Source organism: Streptacidiphilus monticola (assembly GCF_042658505.1).
GTDB lineage: Bacteria > Actinomycetota > Actinomycetes > Streptomycetales > Streptomycetaceae > Streptacidiphilus > Streptacidiphilus monticola.
The window spans coordinates 40,728-58,394 of record NZ_JBHSQJ010000137.1 but is presented as its reverse complement, the minus strand read 5'-3'; the positions used below and the strand labels follow the sequence as shown (position 1 = coordinate 58,394).

General features: G+C 71.7%; 14 protein-coding genes. 4 read left to right on the top strand and 10 right to left on the bottom strand.

Annotated features, from left to right (window positions below):
- Nucleotides 1–66: 66 nt before the first annotated feature.
- The 7 genes from ACFP3V_RS26995 to ACFP3V_RS26965 form a co-directional block, all read right to left on the bottom strand.
- Nucleotides 67–897, bottom strand: a complete 831-nt coding sequence (locus ACFP3V_RS26995; protein WP_380588726.1) for a PadR family transcriptional regulator — start codon at nucleotides 895–897, stop codon at nucleotides 67–69.
- Nucleotides 894–1,766: a DUF4097 family beta strand repeat-containing protein gene (locus tag ACFP3V_RS26990; protein WP_380588723.1), complete on the bottom strand. Its 873-nt coding sequence runs from the start codon at nucleotides 1,764–1,766 to the stop codon at nucleotides 894–896. Before ACFP3V_RS26990 ends, ACFP3V_RS26995 begins: the two co-directional genes overlap by 4 nt.
- Before the next feature lie 130 nt (nucleotides 1,767–1,896).
- A complete protein-coding gene (locus ACFP3V_RS26985) occupies nucleotides 1,897–2,076 on the bottom strand; it encodes a DUF6104 family protein (RefSeq protein WP_380588720.1) in 180 nt (59 codons plus the stop codon).
- 86 nt (nucleotides 2,077–2,162) lie between these two features.
- Complete coding sequence (locus ACFP3V_RS26980) at nucleotides 2,163–5,963, bottom strand: multifunctional oxoglutarate decarboxylase/oxoglutarate dehydrogenase thiamine pyrophosphate-binding subunit/dihydrolipoyllysine-residue succinyltransferase subunit (RefSeq protein ID WP_380588717.1); 3,801 nt, start codon at nucleotides 5,961–5,963, stop codon at nucleotides 2,163–2,165.
- 206 nt (nucleotides 5,964–6,169) lie between these two features.
- Nucleotides 6,170–7,309 carry a sensor histidine kinase gene (locus ACFP3V_RS26975; RefSeq protein WP_380588714.1) on the bottom strand — a complete coding sequence of 380 codons (1,140 nt, stop codon included), beginning with the start codon at nucleotides 7,307–7,309 and terminating at the stop codon, nucleotides 6,170–6,172.
- The gene (locus tag ACFP3V_RS26970) at nucleotides 7,306–8,040 is read right to left on the bottom strand and encodes a response regulator transcription factor (RefSeq protein ID WP_380588711.1); all 735 of its coding nucleotides are present in this window, start codon (nucleotides 8,038–8,040) and stop codon (nucleotides 7,306–7,308) included. Before ACFP3V_RS26970 ends, ACFP3V_RS26975 begins: the two co-directional genes overlap by 4 nt.
- A gap of 198 nt (nucleotides 8,041–8,238) precedes the next feature.
- Nucleotides 8,239–8,916: a spermidine synthase family protein gene (locus ACFP3V_RS26965; RefSeq protein WP_380588708.1), complete on the bottom strand. Its 678-nt coding sequence runs from the start codon at nucleotides 8,914–8,916 to the stop codon at nucleotides 8,239–8,241.
- 283 nt (nucleotides 8,917–9,199) lie between these two features.
- On the opposite strand from ACFP3V_RS26965, the gene lon reads away from it, so the two are divergent.
- Both lon and ACFP3V_RS26955 read left to right on the top strand, forming a co-directional pair.
- The gene (lon, locus tag ACFP3V_RS26960; protein WP_380588705.1) at nucleotides 9,200–11,650 is read left to right on the top strand and encodes an endopeptidase La; all 2,451 of its coding nucleotides are present in this window, start codon (nucleotides 9,200–9,202) and stop codon (nucleotides 11,648–11,650) included.
- 157 nt (nucleotides 11,651–11,807) lie between these two features.
- Entirely contained in the window at nucleotides 11,808–13,277 is a 1,470-nt protein-coding gene (locus ACFP3V_RS26955; RefSeq protein WP_380588702.1) for an FtsW/RodA/SpoVE family cell cycle protein, read from the top strand.
- 31 nt (nucleotides 13,278–13,308) lie between these two features.
- On the opposite strand, the gene ACFP3V_RS26950 is transcribed toward ACFP3V_RS26955, so the two are convergent.
- Together ACFP3V_RS26950 and ACFP3V_RS26945 are read right to left on the bottom strand one after the other, a co-directional pair.
- The gene (locus ACFP3V_RS26950) at nucleotides 13,309–14,520 is read right to left on the bottom strand and encodes a YncE family protein (protein WP_380588699.1); all 1,212 of its coding nucleotides are present in this window, start codon (nucleotides 14,518–14,520) and stop codon (nucleotides 13,309–13,311) included.
- A complete protein-coding gene (locus ACFP3V_RS26945) occupies nucleotides 14,520–15,278 on the bottom strand; it encodes a polysaccharide deacetylase family protein (protein WP_380588697.1) in 759 nt (252 codons plus the stop codon). Before ACFP3V_RS26945 ends, ACFP3V_RS26950 begins: the two co-directional genes overlap by 1 nt.
- Before the next feature lie 62 nt (nucleotides 15,279–15,340).
- Here ACFP3V_RS26945 and ACFP3V_RS26940 point away from each other — a divergent pair, with 62 nt between their 5' ends.
- Nucleotides 15,341–16,078 carry an enoyl-CoA hydratase/isomerase family protein gene (locus tag ACFP3V_RS26940; protein WP_380588696.1) on the top strand — a complete coding sequence of 246 codons (738 nt, stop codon included), beginning with the start codon at nucleotides 15,341–15,343 and terminating at the stop codon, nucleotides 16,076–16,078.
- A 136-nt stretch (nucleotides 16,079–16,214) separates the two neighbouring features.
- Nucleotides 16,215–17,264, top strand: coding sequence for an ABC-2 transporter permease (locus tag ACFP3V_RS26935; protein WP_380588695.1), 1,050 nt, complete (start codon nucleotides 16,215–16,217; stop codon nucleotides 17,262–17,264).
- Between the two features lie 162 nt (nucleotides 17,265–17,426).
- On the opposite strand, the gene ACFP3V_RS26930 is transcribed toward ACFP3V_RS26935, so the two are convergent.
- Entirely contained in the window at nucleotides 17,427–17,642 is a 216-nt protein-coding gene (locus tag ACFP3V_RS26930) for a hypothetical protein (protein ID WP_380588693.1), read from the bottom strand.
- Between the last annotated feature and the right edge of the window lie 25 nt (nucleotides 17,643–17,667).

The window sequence follows — 17,667 nt, the reverse complement described above, 5'->3', positions numbered from 1 at the left end:
GCGGAGCCGCGCACGTCTGCTGCCACGCGCCCCCGGAGGCTGCACCTCCCGCGCCCCTGCCGAGGCTTACCGGCGGAGCCTCGCTGCGGCTTCGGCGAGGATGGCGCGGGCGCGTTCGACCGTGGCCTGGGTGACGCCGCGGTCCCTCGCGCCGTCGCGGACCTCGTCGCGGAAGCGGTCCAGCAGACCGCTCAGCTCGCGGAGCGGATCCCCGTGCGGGTCCACCTTCGTCCAGGACGGGAGGTCCTCCTGAGCCGGCGGCGCCTCCGCCGACGGCGGGGCCCAACGGGACGGGTCCGCAAGGGTGGTGAGGGTGCGGGTCAGTTCGCTCAGGCCCTCGGAGAGCCCGGAGGGCCAGTCTCCCGCCTTCGCGTGGGCCCGCATCTGCTCCTTGATCCGCTGGGCCTCCGCCCGGGCCTGCTCGCGCACCGCGCGAGCCTGCTCCTTGGCCTGCCGCGCCTCCTCCCGCGCGGAGCGCACCTGCTCGCGGGCCGAGGAGGACGTGCCGCGCCGGGACTCCCGGGCGGCGCGGCGCATCTCCTCGCGGAGGTCCTGGGCGCCCTCGCGGACGTCCTCGCGGATGGCGTCGGCCAACTGGGCGACGGAGTCGCGGATCTCGGCCTCCAGCTCCGCCAACTCGCCGCTGCGGGCCGCGAGTTCGGCGCGGCCGGCATCGGTGATCCGGTAGACCTTGCGGCCGCCCTCGACGGTGTGGGCGACCAGCCCCTCCTGCTCCAGCTTGGCCAGGCGGGGGTAGACCGTTCCGGCAGAGGGGGCGTAGAGGCCCTGGAAGCGCTCCTCCAGCAGCCGGATGACCTCGTAGCCGTGGCGCGGGGCCTCGTCCAGCAGCTTCAGCAGGTACAGCCGCAGCCGCCCGTGGGCGAAGACGGGGCTCATGCCAGGTCCTCCTTGTTGAACTCGATCGCCGCGGGCTCGCCCGGCTCCTCGTCCGCCGGGCGGCGCAGCACGGCGACGGAGCCCGAGACGGTGGTGATCTTCAGTCGGTTGGTGCCCTTGCCCAGCGTGCCGGTGATCCGCTTGGCGCCCCACATGCCGCCGACCGTCAGCTCGTCGAAGCTGCTGGAGACGTCGCCGCTGGTGGTGTCCGCCTGGACCCGGGTGTCCGTCGGGGCGGGGATGCGCACGGCCACCTCGCCCGACACGTTGTTGAGTTCGACGTCCCCGCTGAGCGGGCGGTCGAGGTCCACGGTCATCGGGCCGGAGACGGAGTTGGCCTTGACCGCGCCGCCCCCGCCGGCGAAGACCGTGAGGGCGCCGGAGACGGTGTTCGCCTTGAGCGGGCCGGAGGTCGCGTGGGTCTCGACCGCGCCGGAGACGGTGTTGGTCTCGATCGGGCCGGAGACCCGGACCAGCGTCACGTCGCCGCTGGCGGTGTTGACCTTCACCGGGCCGCGGACGCCGGAGACCACGGTGTTGGCCGAGGCCGATCCGATCTCCACGTCCACCTCGGGCGGGGCCACCACGGAGACGACCACGCGGCGCTTCGTGCGCCACTTGTCGACCAGCCCGGACAGCGACTTCCAGCCGAACTCCTTCCAGGCCAGGTCGGGGTAGCCGACGACGAGTTCGCCGTCGGCGAGGGTGACCTCGACGGCCGGGCCCTCGATCTCCGAGATCTCCAGGCGGGCCGGGCCCTCGCCGGCGACGACGTTGACCGCCCCGGCGAGCATGCGGATCTTGAGCTTGCGCACCGGCTCGTCGATGCTGATCTTCTCGGCTGTGCTGACGGTCCAGGTTCCGGACATGGCGGTCTCCCCGATTTCCACGGCTCACGGACGACACGGTGTATCGCGTCTTCTGCTATTCACGATATATCGCGTGTCGCGAAAGTCAAGGAGCTGGGCAGGACCCGCCGCCGCAGGGCGCGCCCGCCGCCTACTCGTCGTCCTCGTCGTCCAGTCGGGCGAGCCAGGTGGCCAGGCGCTCGACGGGCACCTCGAACTCCGGGTTCAGGTCCACGAAGTGCTGGAGCTGGTCGGCCAGCCAGCCGAGGGTGACCTCCTCGTCGCCCCTGCGGTGCTGCAGTTCCTCGATGCCACGGTCGGTGAAGTACACGGGTGTTCGGACCTTTCCGGACCATTCGTTGAACGGGCCGGGCCCGGCCACGCAGGACGTGGCCGGGCCCGGGGGTTGACGCTGCGTCAGAGGCTGAAGACCTCGTCCACCAGCGCGGCCTGCTGGGCCGCGTGCACCTTGGCCGAGCCGACCGCCGGGGCCGAGGAGGCCGGGCGGGCGACGCGGCGCAGCCGTGCGTTGCCGGCGGACTGGCCGATGACCACGTCGAGGTGGTCGACCAGGTTGAGCGCGATGAACGGCCAGGCGCCCTGGTTGGCCGGCTCCTCCTGCGCCCAGACGTACTGGACGCTGCCGCCGTACCGCTTGAGCTCCTCCTGGAGCTCGGCCACCGGCAGCGGGTAGAGGCGCTCGACGCGGACGATGGCCGTGTCGGTGATGCCGCGCTCGGAGCGCGCCGCCTCCAGGTCGTAGTAGAACTTGCCGGAGGTGATCACCACCTTGCGGACGTTCGCCGGGTCCACCGTCGTGTCGCCGATCACCGGGCGGAAGCCGCCGGCGGTGAACTCCTCCGTCTTCGAGGTCGCGGCCTTGAGGCGCAGCATCGACTTCGGGGTGAACACGATGAGCGGCTTGTGGTGCGGGTTGTGCACCTGCCACCGGAGCAGGTGGAAGTAGTTCGACGGGAGCGTGGGCACCGCCACCGTCATGTTGTTCTCGGCGCACAGCTGCAGGAAGCGCTCGATGCGGGCGGAGGAGTGGTCCGGTCCCTGGCCCTCGTAGCCGTGCGGGAGCAGCAGCGTGACGCCGGAGTTCTGGCCCCACTTGGTCTCGGCCGAGGAGATGAACTCGTCGGTGATGGTGGAGGCGCCGTTGGCGAAGTCGCCGAACTGGGCCTCCCACATGACCAGCGCGTTCTGGCGCTCCAGCGAGTAGCCGTACTCGAAGCCCATCGCCGCGTACTCGCTCAGCAGCGAGTCGTAGACGTTGAACCGGGCCTGGTCCTGCGTCAGGTACTGCAGCGGCGTGTAGTCCTCGCCGGTCTTGGAGTCGACCAGGACGGCGTGGCGCTGGCCGAAGGTGCCGCGGCGGCTGTCCTGGCCGGCCAGGCGGACCGGGTGGCCCTCCATCAGCAGCGAGCCGATGGCCAGGGTCTCGCCCATGGCCCAGTCGATGGTGCCGTCCTCGACCATCTGCGCACGGCGCTGCAGCTGCGGCAGCAGGCGCGGGTGGACGTTGAGCCAGTCGGGCAGCGCGACCTGGGACTCGGCGATCCGCTTGACCATCTCCTGGGAGATGCCGGTCTGCACGTTGACCGGGAAGTCCGCCTGCGGGCGGCCCGAAGTCGCGGGCGCCGGAGCGGAGTTGGCCTCGCGGACCTCGGCGAAGACCTTCTCCAGCTGGTCCTGGTAGTCCTTGAGCGCCTGCTCCGCCTCCTCCAGCGTGATGTCGCCGCGACCGATCAGGCCCTCGGTGTAGAGCTTGCGCACCGAGCGCTTCTTGTCGATCAGGTTGTACATCAGCGGGTTGGTGAAGCTCGGGTTGTCGGCCTCGTTGTGCCCGCGGCGGCGGTAGCAGATCAGGTCGATGACCACGTCCTTGTGGAACGCCTGGCGGAACTCGAAGGCGAGCCGCGCCACGCGGACCACGGCCTCCGGGTCGTCGCCGTTCACGTGGAAGATCGGGGCCTCGATCATGCGGGCCACGTCGGTCGCGTAGGTGGTGGACCGGGCGGCCGCCGGCGGGGCGGTGAAGCCGACCTGGTTGTTGATCACCACGTGCACGGTGCCGCCGGTGCGGTAGCCGCGCAGCTGCGACATGTTGAGGGTCTCCGCGACCACGCCCTGGCCCGCGAAGGCCGCGTCGCCGTGGATCTGGATGGGCAGCACGTCGAAGGTCTCGCCGGCCTTGTCGAGCACGTCCTGCTTGGCGCGGACGATGCCCTCGACGACCGGGTCCACGGCCTCCAGGTGCGAGGGGTTGGCCGCCAGCGAGACCTTGAGGGTCTCGCCGTCCAGGCCGGTGAAGGTGCCCTTGGAGCCCAGGTGGTACTTGACGTCGCCGGAGCCGTGCATGGACTTCGGGTCGAGGTTGCCCTCGAACTCGCGGAAGATCTGCGCGTAGCTCTTGCCGACGATGTTCGCGAGCACGTTCAGGCGGCCGCGGTGGGCCATGCCGATGACGGCCTCGTCGAGCTTGGCCTCGGCGGCCGAGTCGAGGACGGCGTCCAGCAGCGGGATGACGGACTCGCCGCCCTCCAGCGAGAAGCGCTTCTGGCCGACGTACTTGGTCTGCAGGAAGGTCTCGAACGCCTCGGCGGCGTTGAGCCGGCGCAGGATGCGCAGCTGCTCGTCGCGGTCCATCCGCTCGGTGCCGCGCTCGACCCGGGCCTGGATCCAGCGGCGCTGCTTCGGGTCCTGGATGTGCATGTACTCGATGCCGACGGTGCGGCAGTAGGAGTCGCGCAGCACGCCGAGGATGTCGCGCAGCTTCATCATGGTGTGGCCGGCGAAGCCGCCGACCGCGAACTCGCGCTCCAGGTCCCACAGCGTCAGCTCGTGCGCCTGGACGTCGAGGTCGGGGTGCTTGCGCTGCTTGTACTCGAGCGGGTCGGTGTCGGCCATCAGGTGGCCGCGCACGCGGTAGGAGTGGATCAGCTCCATCACGCGGGCGGTCTTGTTGACCTCGTTGTCGTGGGTGCGCGCCACGTCGGTCGCCCAGCGGACCGGCTCGTAGGGGATGCGCAGCGACTCGAAGATGCCGTCGTAGAAGCCGTTCTGACCCAGCAGCAGCTGGTGGATCGTGCGCAGGAACTCGCCGGACTGGGCGCCCTGGATGATCCGGTGGTCGTAGGTGGACGTCAGCGTCATCACCTTGGAGATGCCCATGCCGGCCAGGGCCTCCTCGGAGGTGCCCTGGAACTCGGCCGGGTACTCCATCGCGCCGACGCCGAGGATGGTGCCCTGACCCGGCATCAGCCGCGGCACGGAGTGGACGGTGCCGATACCGCCCGGGTTGGTGAGCGACGCGGTGACGCCGGAGAAGTCGTCCACCGTCAGCTTGTTGGTGCGGGCACGGCGGACGATGTCCTCGTAGGCCTGCCAGAAGCCGAAGAAGTCGAGAGTTTCGGCCTTCTTGATCGCGGCCACGACCAGCTGCCGGTCGCCGTTCGGCTTGGTCAGGTCGATCGCGAGGCCCAGGTTGATGTGGTCCGGCTTGACCAGGAAGGGCTTGCCGTCCTTCTCGGTGAAGCTGTGGTTCATCGCCGGCTGGGCCTTGAGCGCCTGCACCATGGCGTAGCCGATGATGTGGGTGAAGGACACCTTGCCGCCGCGGGCGCGCTTGAGGTGGTTGTTGATGACGATGCGGTTGTCGATCAGCAGCTTGGCCGGAACGGCGCGGACGCTGGTCGCGGTCGGCATCTCGAGCGAGGCGTCCATGTTCGTCACGATGCGGGCCGAGGGGCCCTTCAGAGCGACGAGTTCGGGTCCGGCGGGGGCCTCGGCAGGCGCGGTCACGGGCGTGCTGTCCTTCACGGAGACGGCCTCGGCCTGGTCGGCCGGGGTGGCTTGAGGGCGCGTGGTGGGCGCGGGCGGAGCGGCCGGCTTGGGGGTGAGCGGCGGCTCGACGGCGGGCGCCGCAGGGGCGGCCGCGGGGGCTGTCGCAGGGGCCGGTGCGGTGGCGGCGGGAGTCGCCGTGGCTACGGCGGCGGGTGCGGCGGCAGGCGGCGCGGTCTCGGTCGCCGCGACTCCGGCGGACGCACCCGACTTGTAGTCGGCGAAGAAGTCCCACCAGGCGCGATCCACGGAGTTCGGATCCTGGAGGTACTGCTGGTAGATCTCGTCGACGAGCCACTCGTTCGGACCGAACCCGGCGCCGGGTCCTTCCGTGGACGTCGAGCTGTTCGGGTTATGGGACTGTGGCGACACGGCGGCAACCGCCCTCTTCCGCTTCCTTGTGAATGGTGGACAGCGGAAAGCAAGGCTACGCCTGTCCAGGTCGTCCGCGCAGGTCCCGTCGGCCCGGCGTCGCCTAGATCACAGTTCCCCGCCCGACATTGGCCGGATCTCGACGTTAGAAACCGCGAATGATGGGGGATAACGAGAGGCCGTTCGGGACAGGATTTCCGGACAAACTAGGGCAGCAGCGAGGAAGCTTCGCGCTGCTGCGGGAAATGTCCCGATTCTGTACTGATCTGGCGGCCGACCATGCTCCGTCCGGGCAGCTCGACCCGGATCAGGGCGCCGGCGGCCGAGTCGGCGACGCCGATCGTCCCGCCGTGCAGCTCGACCGCCCAGCGGGCGATGGCCAGGCCGAGCCCGGTGCCGCCGTCCGATCCCGGGCCCTTGGCGGTGGGCGCGCTGCTGCCCCGGCCGAAGCGCTCGAAGACCTTGGCCCGGTCCTCCGGGCGGATGCCCGGCCCCTGGTCGGCGACCTCCAGCAGCAGCCCTCCGGGGCCCTCGCCCGCACGGGCGCGCACGGTCACCGTGCCGTCCTGCGGGCTGTGCCGGCAGGCGTTGTCGACCAGGTTCGCCACCACCTGGTGCAGCCGCTCGGGATCGGCGACGGCCTCGAGCGCTGACGGGACGTCAAGTCCGAGCCGCACGTCGGTGCGGCGGTTGCTGGCGCCGCCCGAGGTGGAGCCGTCCACGGTCAGGCCGCGCAGCACGCCCTCCAGGAACGGCAGCACCTGGAACCGGCGCAGCTCCAACGCGTCCGCGCCGTCGGCGAGTTTCGAGAGGTCCAGCAGGTGGGCGACCAGGCGGCCGAGCCGTTCGGTCTGCTCCAGCGCCGCCGACATGGTCTCCGGCTCCGGCTTCACCACGCCGTCGACGACGTTCTCCAGCACGCCCTGCAGGGCCGCGATGGGTGTGCGCAGTTCGTGCGAGACGTTGGCGATCAGCTCGCGGCGGCGGCGGTCGGCCTCCGCGAGGTCGTCGGCCATGGTGTTGAAGGCGACGGCCAGCTCCCCGACCTCGTCCGCGGAGCGCGTGGTGACCCGGCGGCTGTAGTCGCCCGCGGCCATCGCCCGGGCGGCCTCGGTCATCTCGCGCAGGCCGGCGGTGAGGCCGTGCGCGAGCAGTTGGGTGATCAGCAGCGAGGCGATCACCGAGAACACCAGGACCACCCGGATCTGGGTGGAGGAGTTCAGCGCCAGCAGCACCATCAGCGTCGAGATGATGACGGAGGCGATCACCAGCACGGTGAGCTTGGTCTTCACCGAGCGCAGCAGGCGCAGGCCCGAGCGCAGCCGGCTCGGTTGACGGGCCGTCATGGCGTGGGGGACTCCAGCGCGTAGCCGACGCCGTGGACGGTGCGGATCCAGTTCGCGCCGATCTTCCGGCGGAGCGCCTTGACGTGGGAGTCCACGGTGCGGGTGCCGGAGGCGTCGGTCCAATCCCAGACCTCGGCGAGCAGCTGCTCCCGGGTCAGCACCGCACGCGGCTGCTGGGCCAGGCAGGCCAGCAGGTCGAACTCGGTGGGGGTGAGGTGGACGTCCCCGCCGGAGACGCGGACCCGGCGCTGCACGTGGTCGATCTCCAACTCGCCCAGGCGCAGCGTGCCGCCGGCCGGGGTGCGGGCGGCCAGCTGCGCGCGCTCGACGCGGCGCAGCAGCACGTTGACCCGGGCGGCCAGCTCGCGCATGGAGAAGGGCTTGGTCATGTAGTCGTCCGCGCCGACGCCGAGGCCGACCAGCAGGTCCGTCTCGTCGTCACGGGCCGTCAGCATCAGCACCGGGACCGGGCGCTGGGCCTGGATCCGGCGGCAGACCTCCAGGCCGTCGAAGCCCGGCAGCATGATGTCGAGCACGACCAGGTCGGGCTGCCAGGTCTGGAAGCAGTCCACGGCGGTGGGGCCGTCGTGGGACACGGCGACCCGGAAGCCCTCCGCGCCGAGCCGGGCCGCGATGGACTCGGCGATCGTGGGTTCGTCCTCCACGACGAGGACTCTGCGCTGGCTTCCCACGCCATTCGCGCTCTGCTGCTGCACATCCGTCACGGTCACGCCACCGCCCCCAGGGCCTACGCGTCTACTGACTTCTCGGGTCTTCAGCTCTGAGCTCTTCAGCTCGGCCGTGCCCCCGCCCAAGCAAGCTGTCGCTCACCACGCAGCGTACGGACTGCGGTGGCCTCCTGGCAGGCAGTCCTGGGACAAACCAGCCTTCGGGGGGTCGGCATGGGCAGAGACCATACCCTCCGTAGCTCAGAGTCGCGAAGCCAGGTACACGACATCAGGTGCGCCGCGCTCGACCTTCACCGGAACTTCAACGACCCCGATCCGGGCGAATCGGGATCTAAGCCGCGCCTCGAAGGCGGGGGAGTGCGCAGCGCTCCAGACGGCGAGCACGCCCCCGGGGTTCAGTACGCGCTCCATACGGTCCAGACCCGCTTCGGAGTAGAGCCCGTCGTTCCCCTGTGTGACCGTCCAGTCGGGCCCGTTGTCGATGTCCAGGGCGAGCGCGTCGTAACGCTCCGTGGTCGAAGCAAGGTGGTCGAGCAGGTCGTCGTGGACGATCGTGGTGCGGGGATCGCGGTGCGCCCCCTCGGCGAAGCGGGCGAGTGGGGCGTCGCCCTCGGTGTGCCAGGCGATGACGGCCGCCTCCCGCTCGACGACGGAGATCCGCCCGGGGCGCGGGTCGGCGGCGGCCTGGGCGAGGGAGAAGCCGACGCCGAGCCCGCCGATCAGGAGGTGGGCGCCGTGCGCGCCGTCGCCGAGGGCGTCGAGCGCGGCGGTGACGAGGACGCGCTCCGACTGCCCGTCGGAGGTGTCCATCAGGAAGCAGCCGTTGGCGATGATCTCGAAGTCCGCGCCCCGGGCCCGCAGCGCGACCTCCCCGTACGGCCCCTCGCGCCGCTCCAGCAGTACCGGTGTCTCGTTCACGCCTCGCAATTGTGGCAGGAAGCCTGGGGGCGCAGCCCCCGGGGGCGCGAGGAACTGCGCGAGCAACAGACCGGGAGGTCCGTCCCCGCTGAACGGATCGGCGTACCCGAGTGGGTGGGTGGGCAGCGCGGTTCCTCCCCACCCTTCGGGCGGGAGGTGCCCCCAGCGCCCCTGGCGGGGGCCCGAAAGCGCGTCCGCTCAGGGCGAACGGGGGTTGGGGAACACCGGCGGACGCCAGAAGCTTTAGTGCCTATGACTCAACTCTTGTGACTAGGGAGAGATCATGGCTCTGGCTTCAGGCGCACTGACCCTGCCGGTACTGCCGCTCGACGACGACGCGGTGCTCCCTGGCATGGTCGTGCCGCTCGACCTGCAGGACGCGGAGGTCCGCGCCGCGGTCGAGGCCGCGCAGGCGGCGGTGCGCGAGAGTGGGGCCCGTGCTCCGGGCATCCGGACCGTCGCGAACGCGCGCAAGGCGCGCGTCCTGCTGGTCCCGCGCATCGACGGCTCCTACGGCGCCATCGGCGTCCTGGCCACCGTCGAGCAGGTGGGCCGGCTCGCGGACGGCGACCCCGCCGCCCTCGTCCGGGGCGTCCGCCGGGTCCGCATCGGCGCGGGCACGACCGGCCCCGGGGCGGCCCTGTGGGTCGAGGCGGAACCGGTCGAGGAGACCGAGCTGCCCAGCCCGCTCCCCGGGCAGGTCGCCGAGCTGGTCCGCGAGTTCAAGGCGCTGACCACCACGTGGCTGCAGAAGCGGAACGCCTGGCAGGTCGTCGACCGCGTCCAGCAGATCGAGGACGTCTCCGAACTCGCCGACAACATCGGCTACGCCCCCTTCCTGACGGCGGCTCAGAAGGTCGAGGTGCTGGAGGAGCTGGACCCGGTCACCCGCCTCAAGCACGCCCTCGAACTGCTCCGCGGGCACCTCGCCGAGCAGGACGTGCAGGAGACCATCCGCAAGGACGTCCAGGAGGGCATGGAGAAGCAGCAGAAGGAGTTCCTGCTGCGCCGTCAGCTGGAGGCCGTGAAGAAGGAGTTGGCGGAGCTCAACGGCGACCCGGCCGACGAGGAGGAGGACTACCGCGCCCGAGTCGAGGCCGCGGACCTGCCCGAGAAGGTGCGCGAGGCCGCCCTCAAGGAGGTCGACAAGCTGGAGCGCTCCTCCGACGCCTCGCCCGAGGGCAGCTGGATCCGCACCTGGCTGGACACCGTCCTCGAACTGCCGTGGAACGAGCGCACCGAGGACGCCTACGACATCGCCGGCGCCCGTGCCGTGCTGGACGCGGACCACTTCGGGCTGGACGACGTCAAGGAGCGCATCGTCGAGTACCTGGCCGTCCGCAAGCGCCGCGCCGAGCGGGGCCTGGGGCTGGTCGGCGGCCGCCGCGGCGGCGCGGTGCTGGCGCTGGTCGGTCCGCCCGGTGTGGGCAAGACCTCGCTGGGCGAGTCCGTGGCCCGCGCGATGGGCCGGACGTTCGTCCGCGTGGCGCTCGGCGGCGTGCGGGACGAGGCGGAGATCCGGGGCCACCGGCGCACATATGTCGGCGCGCTGCCCGGCCGCATCGTCCGGGCGATCAAGGAGGCGGGCAGCATGAACCCCGTCGTCCTGCTCGACGAGATCGACAAGGTCGGCTCCGACTACCGGGGCGACCCGGCGGCCGCGCTGCTGGAGGTCCTGGACCCGGCGCAGAACCACACCTTCCGGGACCACTACCTGGAGGTCGAGCTCGACCTGTCCGACGTCGTCTTCCTGGCCACGGCCAACGTGCTGGAGGCGATCCCGGAGCCGCTGCTCGACCGGATGGACCTGGTCCGGCTGGACGGGTACACCGAGGACGAGAAGGTCGTCATCGCCCGTGACCACCTGCTGCCCCGTCAGCTGGAGCGGGCGGGCATCGCGCCCGACGAGGTCGTCCTCGCCGAGGACGCGCTGCGCAAGCTGGCGGCCGAGTACACCCGCGAGGCGGGCGTCCGGACGCTGGAGCGCTTCGTCGCGCGCATCCTGCGCAAAATCGCGGCGCAGCAGGAGCTCGGGCAGACCGAGCTGCCCCGGACGGTGACGGCCGAGGACCTGCGCGGCCTGATCGGTCGGCCCCGGTTCACCCCGGAGCACGCGCAGGAGCCGGAGGAGCGGCGCACGGCCGTCCCCGGAGTGGCCACCGGCCTGGCGGTCACGGGAGCGGGCGGCGACGTGCTGTTCGTCGAGGCCTCGCTGGCCGACCCGGAGACGGGCGGCGCGGGCCTGCAGCTGACCGGCCAGCTGGGCGACGTGATGAAGGAGTCGGCGCAGATCGCGCTGTCCTTCCTGCGGTCGCACGGCGCGGAACTGGAGTTGCCGGTCACCGACCTGCGGGAGCGCGGGGTCCACCTGCACGTGCCCGCGGGCGCGGTGCCGAAGGACGGCCCCAGCGCGGGCGTCACGATGACGACGGCGCTGGCGTCCCTGCTGAGCGGGCGGAAGGTCCGCCCGGACGTGGCGATGACCGGTGAGGTCTCGCTGACCGGCCGGGTGCTGCCGATCGGCGGTGTGAAGCAGAAGCTGCTGGCCGCGGACCGGGCGGGGATCACGACGGTCCTCATCCCGTCCCGCAACGAGCCGGACCTGGACGACGTCCCCGCCGAGGTCCTGGAGCGGCTGACGGTCCACCCGGTGGCGGACGTCCGCCAGGTGCTGGAGCTGGCCCTGGAGCCTGCCGTGTCCCTGACGAAGGATCAGCCCGTGCGCGCGGCGTAAGTTGCCCGTTGCTCAGGGGCGCGGGGAACTGCGCGCGCAACCCCTACGTGGTAGAGGGCTGAGCGCGCGGTTCCCCGCGCCCCTGCCGTCCGCATGGTTGAGGTCTGCGAGAATGCGACGGTTCGAACGACGGCCAGAGATGGGTGGGGTGCGATACATGGGCGCACGCGGCACGCGGAGCGAGGTCGCGCCGCAGGCGAAGCGCAGGCGCAACACGGAGCTGGCGCTGGTCCTCTTCGCCGTGGCCATCTGCGGCTTCGCGGACGCCAGCGTCGAGCTCGCCCTGCACGACGGTGTTCTGCCCAGCGGGTTCCTGGTGCAGGTGCTCGGCCTCGGGGCACTCGCGCTGGTCGCGCACCTCGCGGTGCGCGTCTGGGCCACCTACGCCGACCCGTTGATCCTGCCGATCACCGTGCTGCTCACCGGGCTCGGGCTCACCCTGATCCACCGGCTCGACGACAGCTACCTCAAGCTCTACGGCCAGAAGGCCGCCGTCATGGCCTCCGGCCAGGTCATGTGGACGAGCATCGCGGTCCTCGTCTTCGTCGGGCTGATGTACGGGATCAAGCACCACCGGGTGCTGCAGCGCTACACCTACCTGCTGATGGCCGTCGGTCTGATCACCCTGATCGCGCCCGCCTTCTTCGGCGCCGACACCTACGGCGCGCGCCGCTGGATCCGGCTCGGGCCGCTGTCCTTCCAGCCGGGCGAGTTCACGAAGATCGTGATCGTGATCTTCTTCGCCAGCTACCTGATGGCCAACCGCGACGCCCTCGCGCTCGTCGGCCGGAAGGTCATGGGCATCAGCCTGCCCCGGGGGCGCAACCTCGGGCCGGTGCTGGTCATCTGGGCGGTGAGCCTGGTCGTCCTGGTCTTCGAGGCCGACCTCGGCACCTCGCTGATCTTCTTCGGCGCGTTCGTGATCATGCTGTACGTGGCCACCGAACGCACCGGATGGCTGCTCATCGGCGTCGCGATGGCTCTTGCCGGAGCCGCGGCGGCGGCGACCTTCGTCACCCGCGTCGGGTACCGCATCCAGAACTGGCTCGACCCGATGCACGCCTACGCCCTGGACGCGCACGGCAACCCGCCGACCGGCAGCTCACCGCAGCTGGCGCAGTCCCTCTTCTCCTTCGCCCACGGCGGCATGTTCGGCGTCGGCCTCGGCCAGGGGCAGTCCTGGCTGATCGGCTTCGCCAGCCGCAGCGACTGGATCCTGGCCACCGTCGGCGAGGAGCTGGGCAGCGCGGGCGTGATGGCCGTGCTGATGCTCTACCTGCTGCTGGCCGAGCGCAGCATGCGCTCGTCCATCAAGCTGCCCGACCCCTTCGGCAAGCTGCTGGCCTCCGGCCTCGCGGCCGGCCTGGTGCTCCAGGTCTTCGTCGTCGCGGGCGGCGTCATCGGCCTGATCCCGCAGACCGGCAAGGCCCTGCCGTTCCTCTCCCAGGGCGGTTCGTCCACCGTGGCCAACTGGCTGCTGGTGGCGCTGATGATCAAGCTCAGCGACAGTGCCGGGCGGGCGGAGCTGGAGCCCGCCCCGGACCCGGCGCAGACGCTGACCATCTCCCCCGAGGAGATCGCGGCGGCTCGCCTGGAGATGGAGGGCGGCGGTGCGGCCGCCTTCTGACTTCTGACGTGCCGTCATTCCGGCGCGGGCGTCAGCGGAAGACGCCCGTGTGCCCCAGGGAGTAGCGGCCCGGCTGCGGGTAGACGCACAGTCCGTGCGGGCCGTCGCCGACGGGGATGCGGGCGAGGAGTTTCCCGTCCGCCGTGGAGAGGGCGTACACCTCCGCGTTGTAGCGGCCGGACAGCCACAGCACCTTGCCGTCCGCCGAGACGCCGCCCATGTCCGGGCTGCCGCCGCCGGGGATGCGCCACTTGGCGACCAGCTTCCCGGTGGCGAAGTCGAGCACCGAGATGGAGCCCTCGCCGCGGTTGGAGATGTACAGGTACTTCGAGTCCCGGCTGACATACAGGCCGTGCGCGCCCGCTCCGGTCTTCAGGAGCTTGGGCACCGAGAAGGTGTCGCCGTCGAGCGTCCACACGCCGTTGGCCATCATGTCCGCGACGTACCAGGTCTTCCCGTCCGGGGAGAGCTTCACGTCCTGCGGCATGGAGCCGTTGAAGGGGATCTTCTGCTCGGCGACGACCTGCATCCTCTCCGTGTCCACCTTGAGCAGGTCCCCGGAGAACTCGCAGCTGACGATGAAGTACGTCCCGTCCGGTGAGAAGTCCGCGTGGTTCACCCCGGCGCACTGCGAGGGCACCGACTTGACCACCTTCATGGTGTGCGCGTCCCGGAAGACCAGCGCGTGGTCGTTCGAGGCCATCACGATCGCGTAGCGGCCGTTGGGCGTGAAGTACAGGTTGTACGGGTCGTGGACGGGCACCGGCTTCCCCGCCTTGCCGGTGGCGGGGTCGATCGGGGTGAGGCTGTTGCCCAGGTCGTTGTTGACCCACAGCGTCTTGAGGTCCCAGGACGGGACGACGTGCTGCGGCTCGTGGCCCACGCTGATCGTGCCGATCACCTTGTAGGTCGCCGGGTCGATCACCGTCACCGTGTCGGAGAGGGTGTTCGGCACGTACACCCGGGACGGGAACCCGCGGACGGCGGGGGAGAGTTGGCCGGGGCGGTCGGCGGCGTAGACGTCGGTCGGGGAGAGCGGGGCGGGCATGCCGGGCAGCCGGGCGTCCGTCGCCGGGTCCTGCTGCGTGGAGGCCGTGCCCGCCGGGCTGCTCGCGGGCGGGTTGACGGCGGCCTTCGCCGACGGCGGGTCCGCCGTGCAGGCGGCGGTCACCGGAAGCAGGGCGGCGAGGCCCAGGGCGGCCAGGAGAAGGCGGTTCTGTCGGCCCATCATCTGTCGGCGCATCAGCTCAGCAGCTCCGTGGTCGTGACGGCGCGCAGCCCGCGCTGCCGCAGGCCGTCGAGGACGGCGGGCAGCGCGGCGACGGTGCCCGCGTGCCCCAGGTGCAGACTGACCACCGAGCCTGCCCGCGCCCCGCCCAGCACGGTGCGGGTGACGGCCTCGGCGCCGGGGTCGGTCCAGTCGAGGGAGTCCAGGTCGTAGCTCAGGCAGTGCGTGTACCCCGCCCGGCGCGCCTCGGCGGCCACCGAGGGGGTGCAGTCCTGCGCCTGCGAGGGGCGGAACCAGCGGCCGATGCCGCCGGTGAGCTTCCGCAACTGGTCCGCGCAGGCGCGGATCTCCGCGTACTGGCGGTCGGGGGAGAGGGAGGACACGGCGACGTGGTGCTGGGTGTGGTTGCCCAGCTCGTGGCCGCCGTCCAGGATCCGCTTCGCCAGGGCCGGGTACTCCTGCAGCCAGGTCCCGACCGCCAGCACGGTGATTCGCGCGTCCGCCCGCTCGGCCTCCGCGAGCAGTGCGTCGGCCAGCCGGGGGTCGCCCTGGCCGTGGAAGGTGAGCGCCAGTTGCGGCCTGGTCCGCGGGCCGGAGCGGATCTCGAAGGGCAGGTCCGCCGCGACGGTGTCCCGGCTCGCCGTGGCGGGCGCGGAGGTTGACGGTGTGTCGGTAACCGGTGCGACGGCAGCACGGTGCGGCGACGCCGAGCACCCCGCGAGCAGGGCGCCGGCGCCGCCGAGCAGCAGGCGACGGCGGTCGAGGGGGCTCACCAGGCCGACTCTAGGCTTGGCCGCGAACTCCCGCGCGGGGAGAGGACCGGAGGGGTGTCGCAGTGCTCAGGACGAGTGTCGGCGCGGACGGCGTCGCGGAGCTGGTGATCGACCGGCCGGAGCGGCGCAACGCGCTGACCGGTGCGATGTGGGCCGAGCTGCCCAAGCTCCTCGCCGAGCTGGCGGGTCACGCGCGGGTGCTGGTGGTGCGCGGCCAGGGCGGGCACTTCTCCGCGGGCGCGGACATCGAGGAACTGCGCGAGGTCTACGCCGACCCGGACGCGGCGGCGGAGTACCACTCCGTCAACGTCCGTGCGGAGGAGGCGCTGGCCGCGTTCCCCCGGCCCACGCTGGCCGTCGTCCAGGGCGCGTGCGTGGGCGGCGGCTGCCAGCTGGCGGCGGCGTGCGACCTGCGGATCGCCGCGCCGGATGCCCGCTTCGGGGTGACGCCCGCGCGCATGGGCATCGTCTACCCGGCCTCCTCGACGCTGCGGCTGTCCCGGCTGCTCGGCCCGGCACGCGCCAAGTACCTGCTGTTCTCCGGTGAGCTGGTGACGGCAGCGCAGGCGTTGGCCTTCGGCCTGGTGGAGGAGGTGACGCCCGGGGCACCGGAGCGCGGCCGGGAGCTGGCCCGGACGCTGGCCCGCCGCTCGGGCCAGACCCAGGGCGCGGCCAAGGCCGTGATCGACGGCGGCGCGGACGCGGTCGGCCCTTGGCTCGCCCTCGCCCGCGAGGCCCCGCACGCCCGCGAGGGCCTGGCCGCCTTCCTGGAACGGCGCGAGCCGGAGTTCCCGCTCTGACCAGGGCCGGTGAGCGCGGCAGGCGTCACCCGGACGCGGGGGCGACCGGCGTGGCCCCGGTCGGCAGATCTGAGGGAATGTTATATTCCGTCCGTTTCATGCTATTTGTCGAACGACGTGCAGAAACGGATGGAAGATGGCCAGTGGGCTGACCGGAGCCAGGGGCCAGCGCGGGTTCAGGGCCGAGTTGCGGGATGCCGTCAGCGTGCGGGCCGGCCTGCTCGTCGTCGCGGTGCTGCTGCTGCAACTCGGGTTCATCGTCAGCTACGTGGGGGCACTGCACCACCCCACCCCGCACCGGGCCTCCATCGGCGTCGTCGGCCCCGCGGCGGTGCAGAGCCGGGCGGTCGCCGCGTTCAACGCCCTGCCGGGCCGTCCCCTGGACGCCAGGCCGGTCGCCAGTGAGACCGACGCGGTGCGGCAGATGAGGCAGCAAAAGCTGTACAGCGCGTTCGTGCCCGCGCTGACGGGCACTCAGGACCGGCTGCTGGTCGCCTCCGCGGCGAGCGCGTCGCTGGCCACGGCGATCGAGAAGATGGTGGCCGCAGTCGAGGCGCGGCAGGGCCGGACAGCGGCCGCGACGGATGTGGTGCCCGTCTCCTCCGGGGACCAGGGCGGGCTGACCTCGTTCTACCTCGCGGTCGGCTGGTGCGTGGGCGGCTACCTGGTGGCGTCGATCCTCGGCATCAGCGCGGGCGCCCGCCCCGCCAACCGCCAGCGGGCGGCGATCCGGCTGGGGACGCTGGCGCTCTACTCGATCGCGGCGGGCATCGGCGGCGCGATCGTCGTCGGCCCCATCCTCCACGCCCTGCCGGCGGGGGTGCTGGCCCTGTGGGGGGTCGGCGCCCTGCTGGTGTTCGCGGTGGGCGCGTTCACGATGGCGCTGCAGTGCTTCTTCGGGGTGGTCGGGATCGGGGTGGCCGTCCTGCTCTTCGTGATTCTCGGCAACCCCTCGGCAGGCGGGGTGTACGCGCCCCCGATGATGCCGCCGTTCTGGCGCGCGATCGGCCCCTGGCTCCCCAACGGCGCGGGGACTTCGCTGAACCGCTCCTACGCGTACTTCGAGGGCACCAAGGCCACGTTCCCGTGGCTGGTGCTCACCGTCTGGGCGGTGGTGGGAGTCGGGCTCACGCTGCTGGCCTCCTCGATGCGGAAGCCGCAACGGGAGGCGAACCCGGCCATGTGACGATCAGTTGCACCCCCCGGGGGCGCGAGGATCCCCCACCCTTCGGGCGGGAGGTGCCCCAGCGCGAGAACACACCACTCGGGGAGGTCCCGGCCTGCAGTCAGGGTCGGACCCCCCGAGCGGTGTGTTCTCGCGCAGTTCCTCGCGCCCCAGGAGGTGCGACTACTTGTGGGCGATCAGGTACAGGCCGTAGCCCACGGCCGCCGCGCACGCGGCGAAGCAGAGGTAGGCGGTGGCGGTCCAGGTCGCGTGCACCGCGGCCGCGCCGCCCTTCCGGCCGAGGGCGACGATGCCCAGCGAGAAGACGGCCACGACAGCCAGACTGATGGCGAGGCTCACGCCGAACGTGGAGGCCAGGGCGGCCCACTTGATGTCCATGAGGGTTCAGCTCTCCTGACGGTGG

What these genes read in the sequence shown, in the direction of transcription:
- ACFP3V_RS26995 (WP_380588726.1), bottom strand. Translation starts at nt 897, where the DNA reads ATGAGCCCCGTCTTCGCCCACGGGCGGCTGCGGCTGTACCTGCTGAAG.
- ACFP3V_RS26990 (WP_380588723.1), bottom strand. Translation starts at nt 1,766, where the DNA reads ATGTCCGGAACCTGGACCGTCAGCACAGCCGAGAAGATCAGCATCGAC.
- ACFP3V_RS26975 (WP_380588714.1), bottom strand. Translation starts at nt 7,309, where the DNA reads ATGACGGCCCGTCAACCGAGCCGGCTGCGCTCGGGCCTGCGCCTGCTG.
- lon (WP_380588705.1), top strand. Translation starts at nt 9,200, where the DNA reads ATGGCTCTGGCTTCAGGCGCACTGACCCTGCCGGTACTGCCGCTCGAC.
- ACFP3V_RS26955 (WP_380588702.1), top strand. Translation starts at nt 11,808, where the DNA reads ATGGGCGCACGCGGCACGCGGAGCGAGGTCGCGCCGCAGGCGAAGCGC.
- ACFP3V_RS26950 (WP_380588699.1), bottom strand. Translation starts at nt 14,520, where the DNA reads ATGCGCCGACAGATGATGGGCCGACAGAACCGCCTTCTCCTGGCCGCC.
- ACFP3V_RS26935 (WP_380588695.1), top strand. Translation starts at nt 16,215, where the DNA reads ATGGCCAGTGGGCTGACCGGAGCCAGGGGCCAGCGCGGGTTCAGGGCC.
- ACFP3V_RS26930 (WP_380588693.1), bottom strand. Translation starts at nt 17,642, where the DNA reads ATGGACATCAAGTGGGCCGCCCTGGCCTCCACGTTCGGCGTGAGCCTC.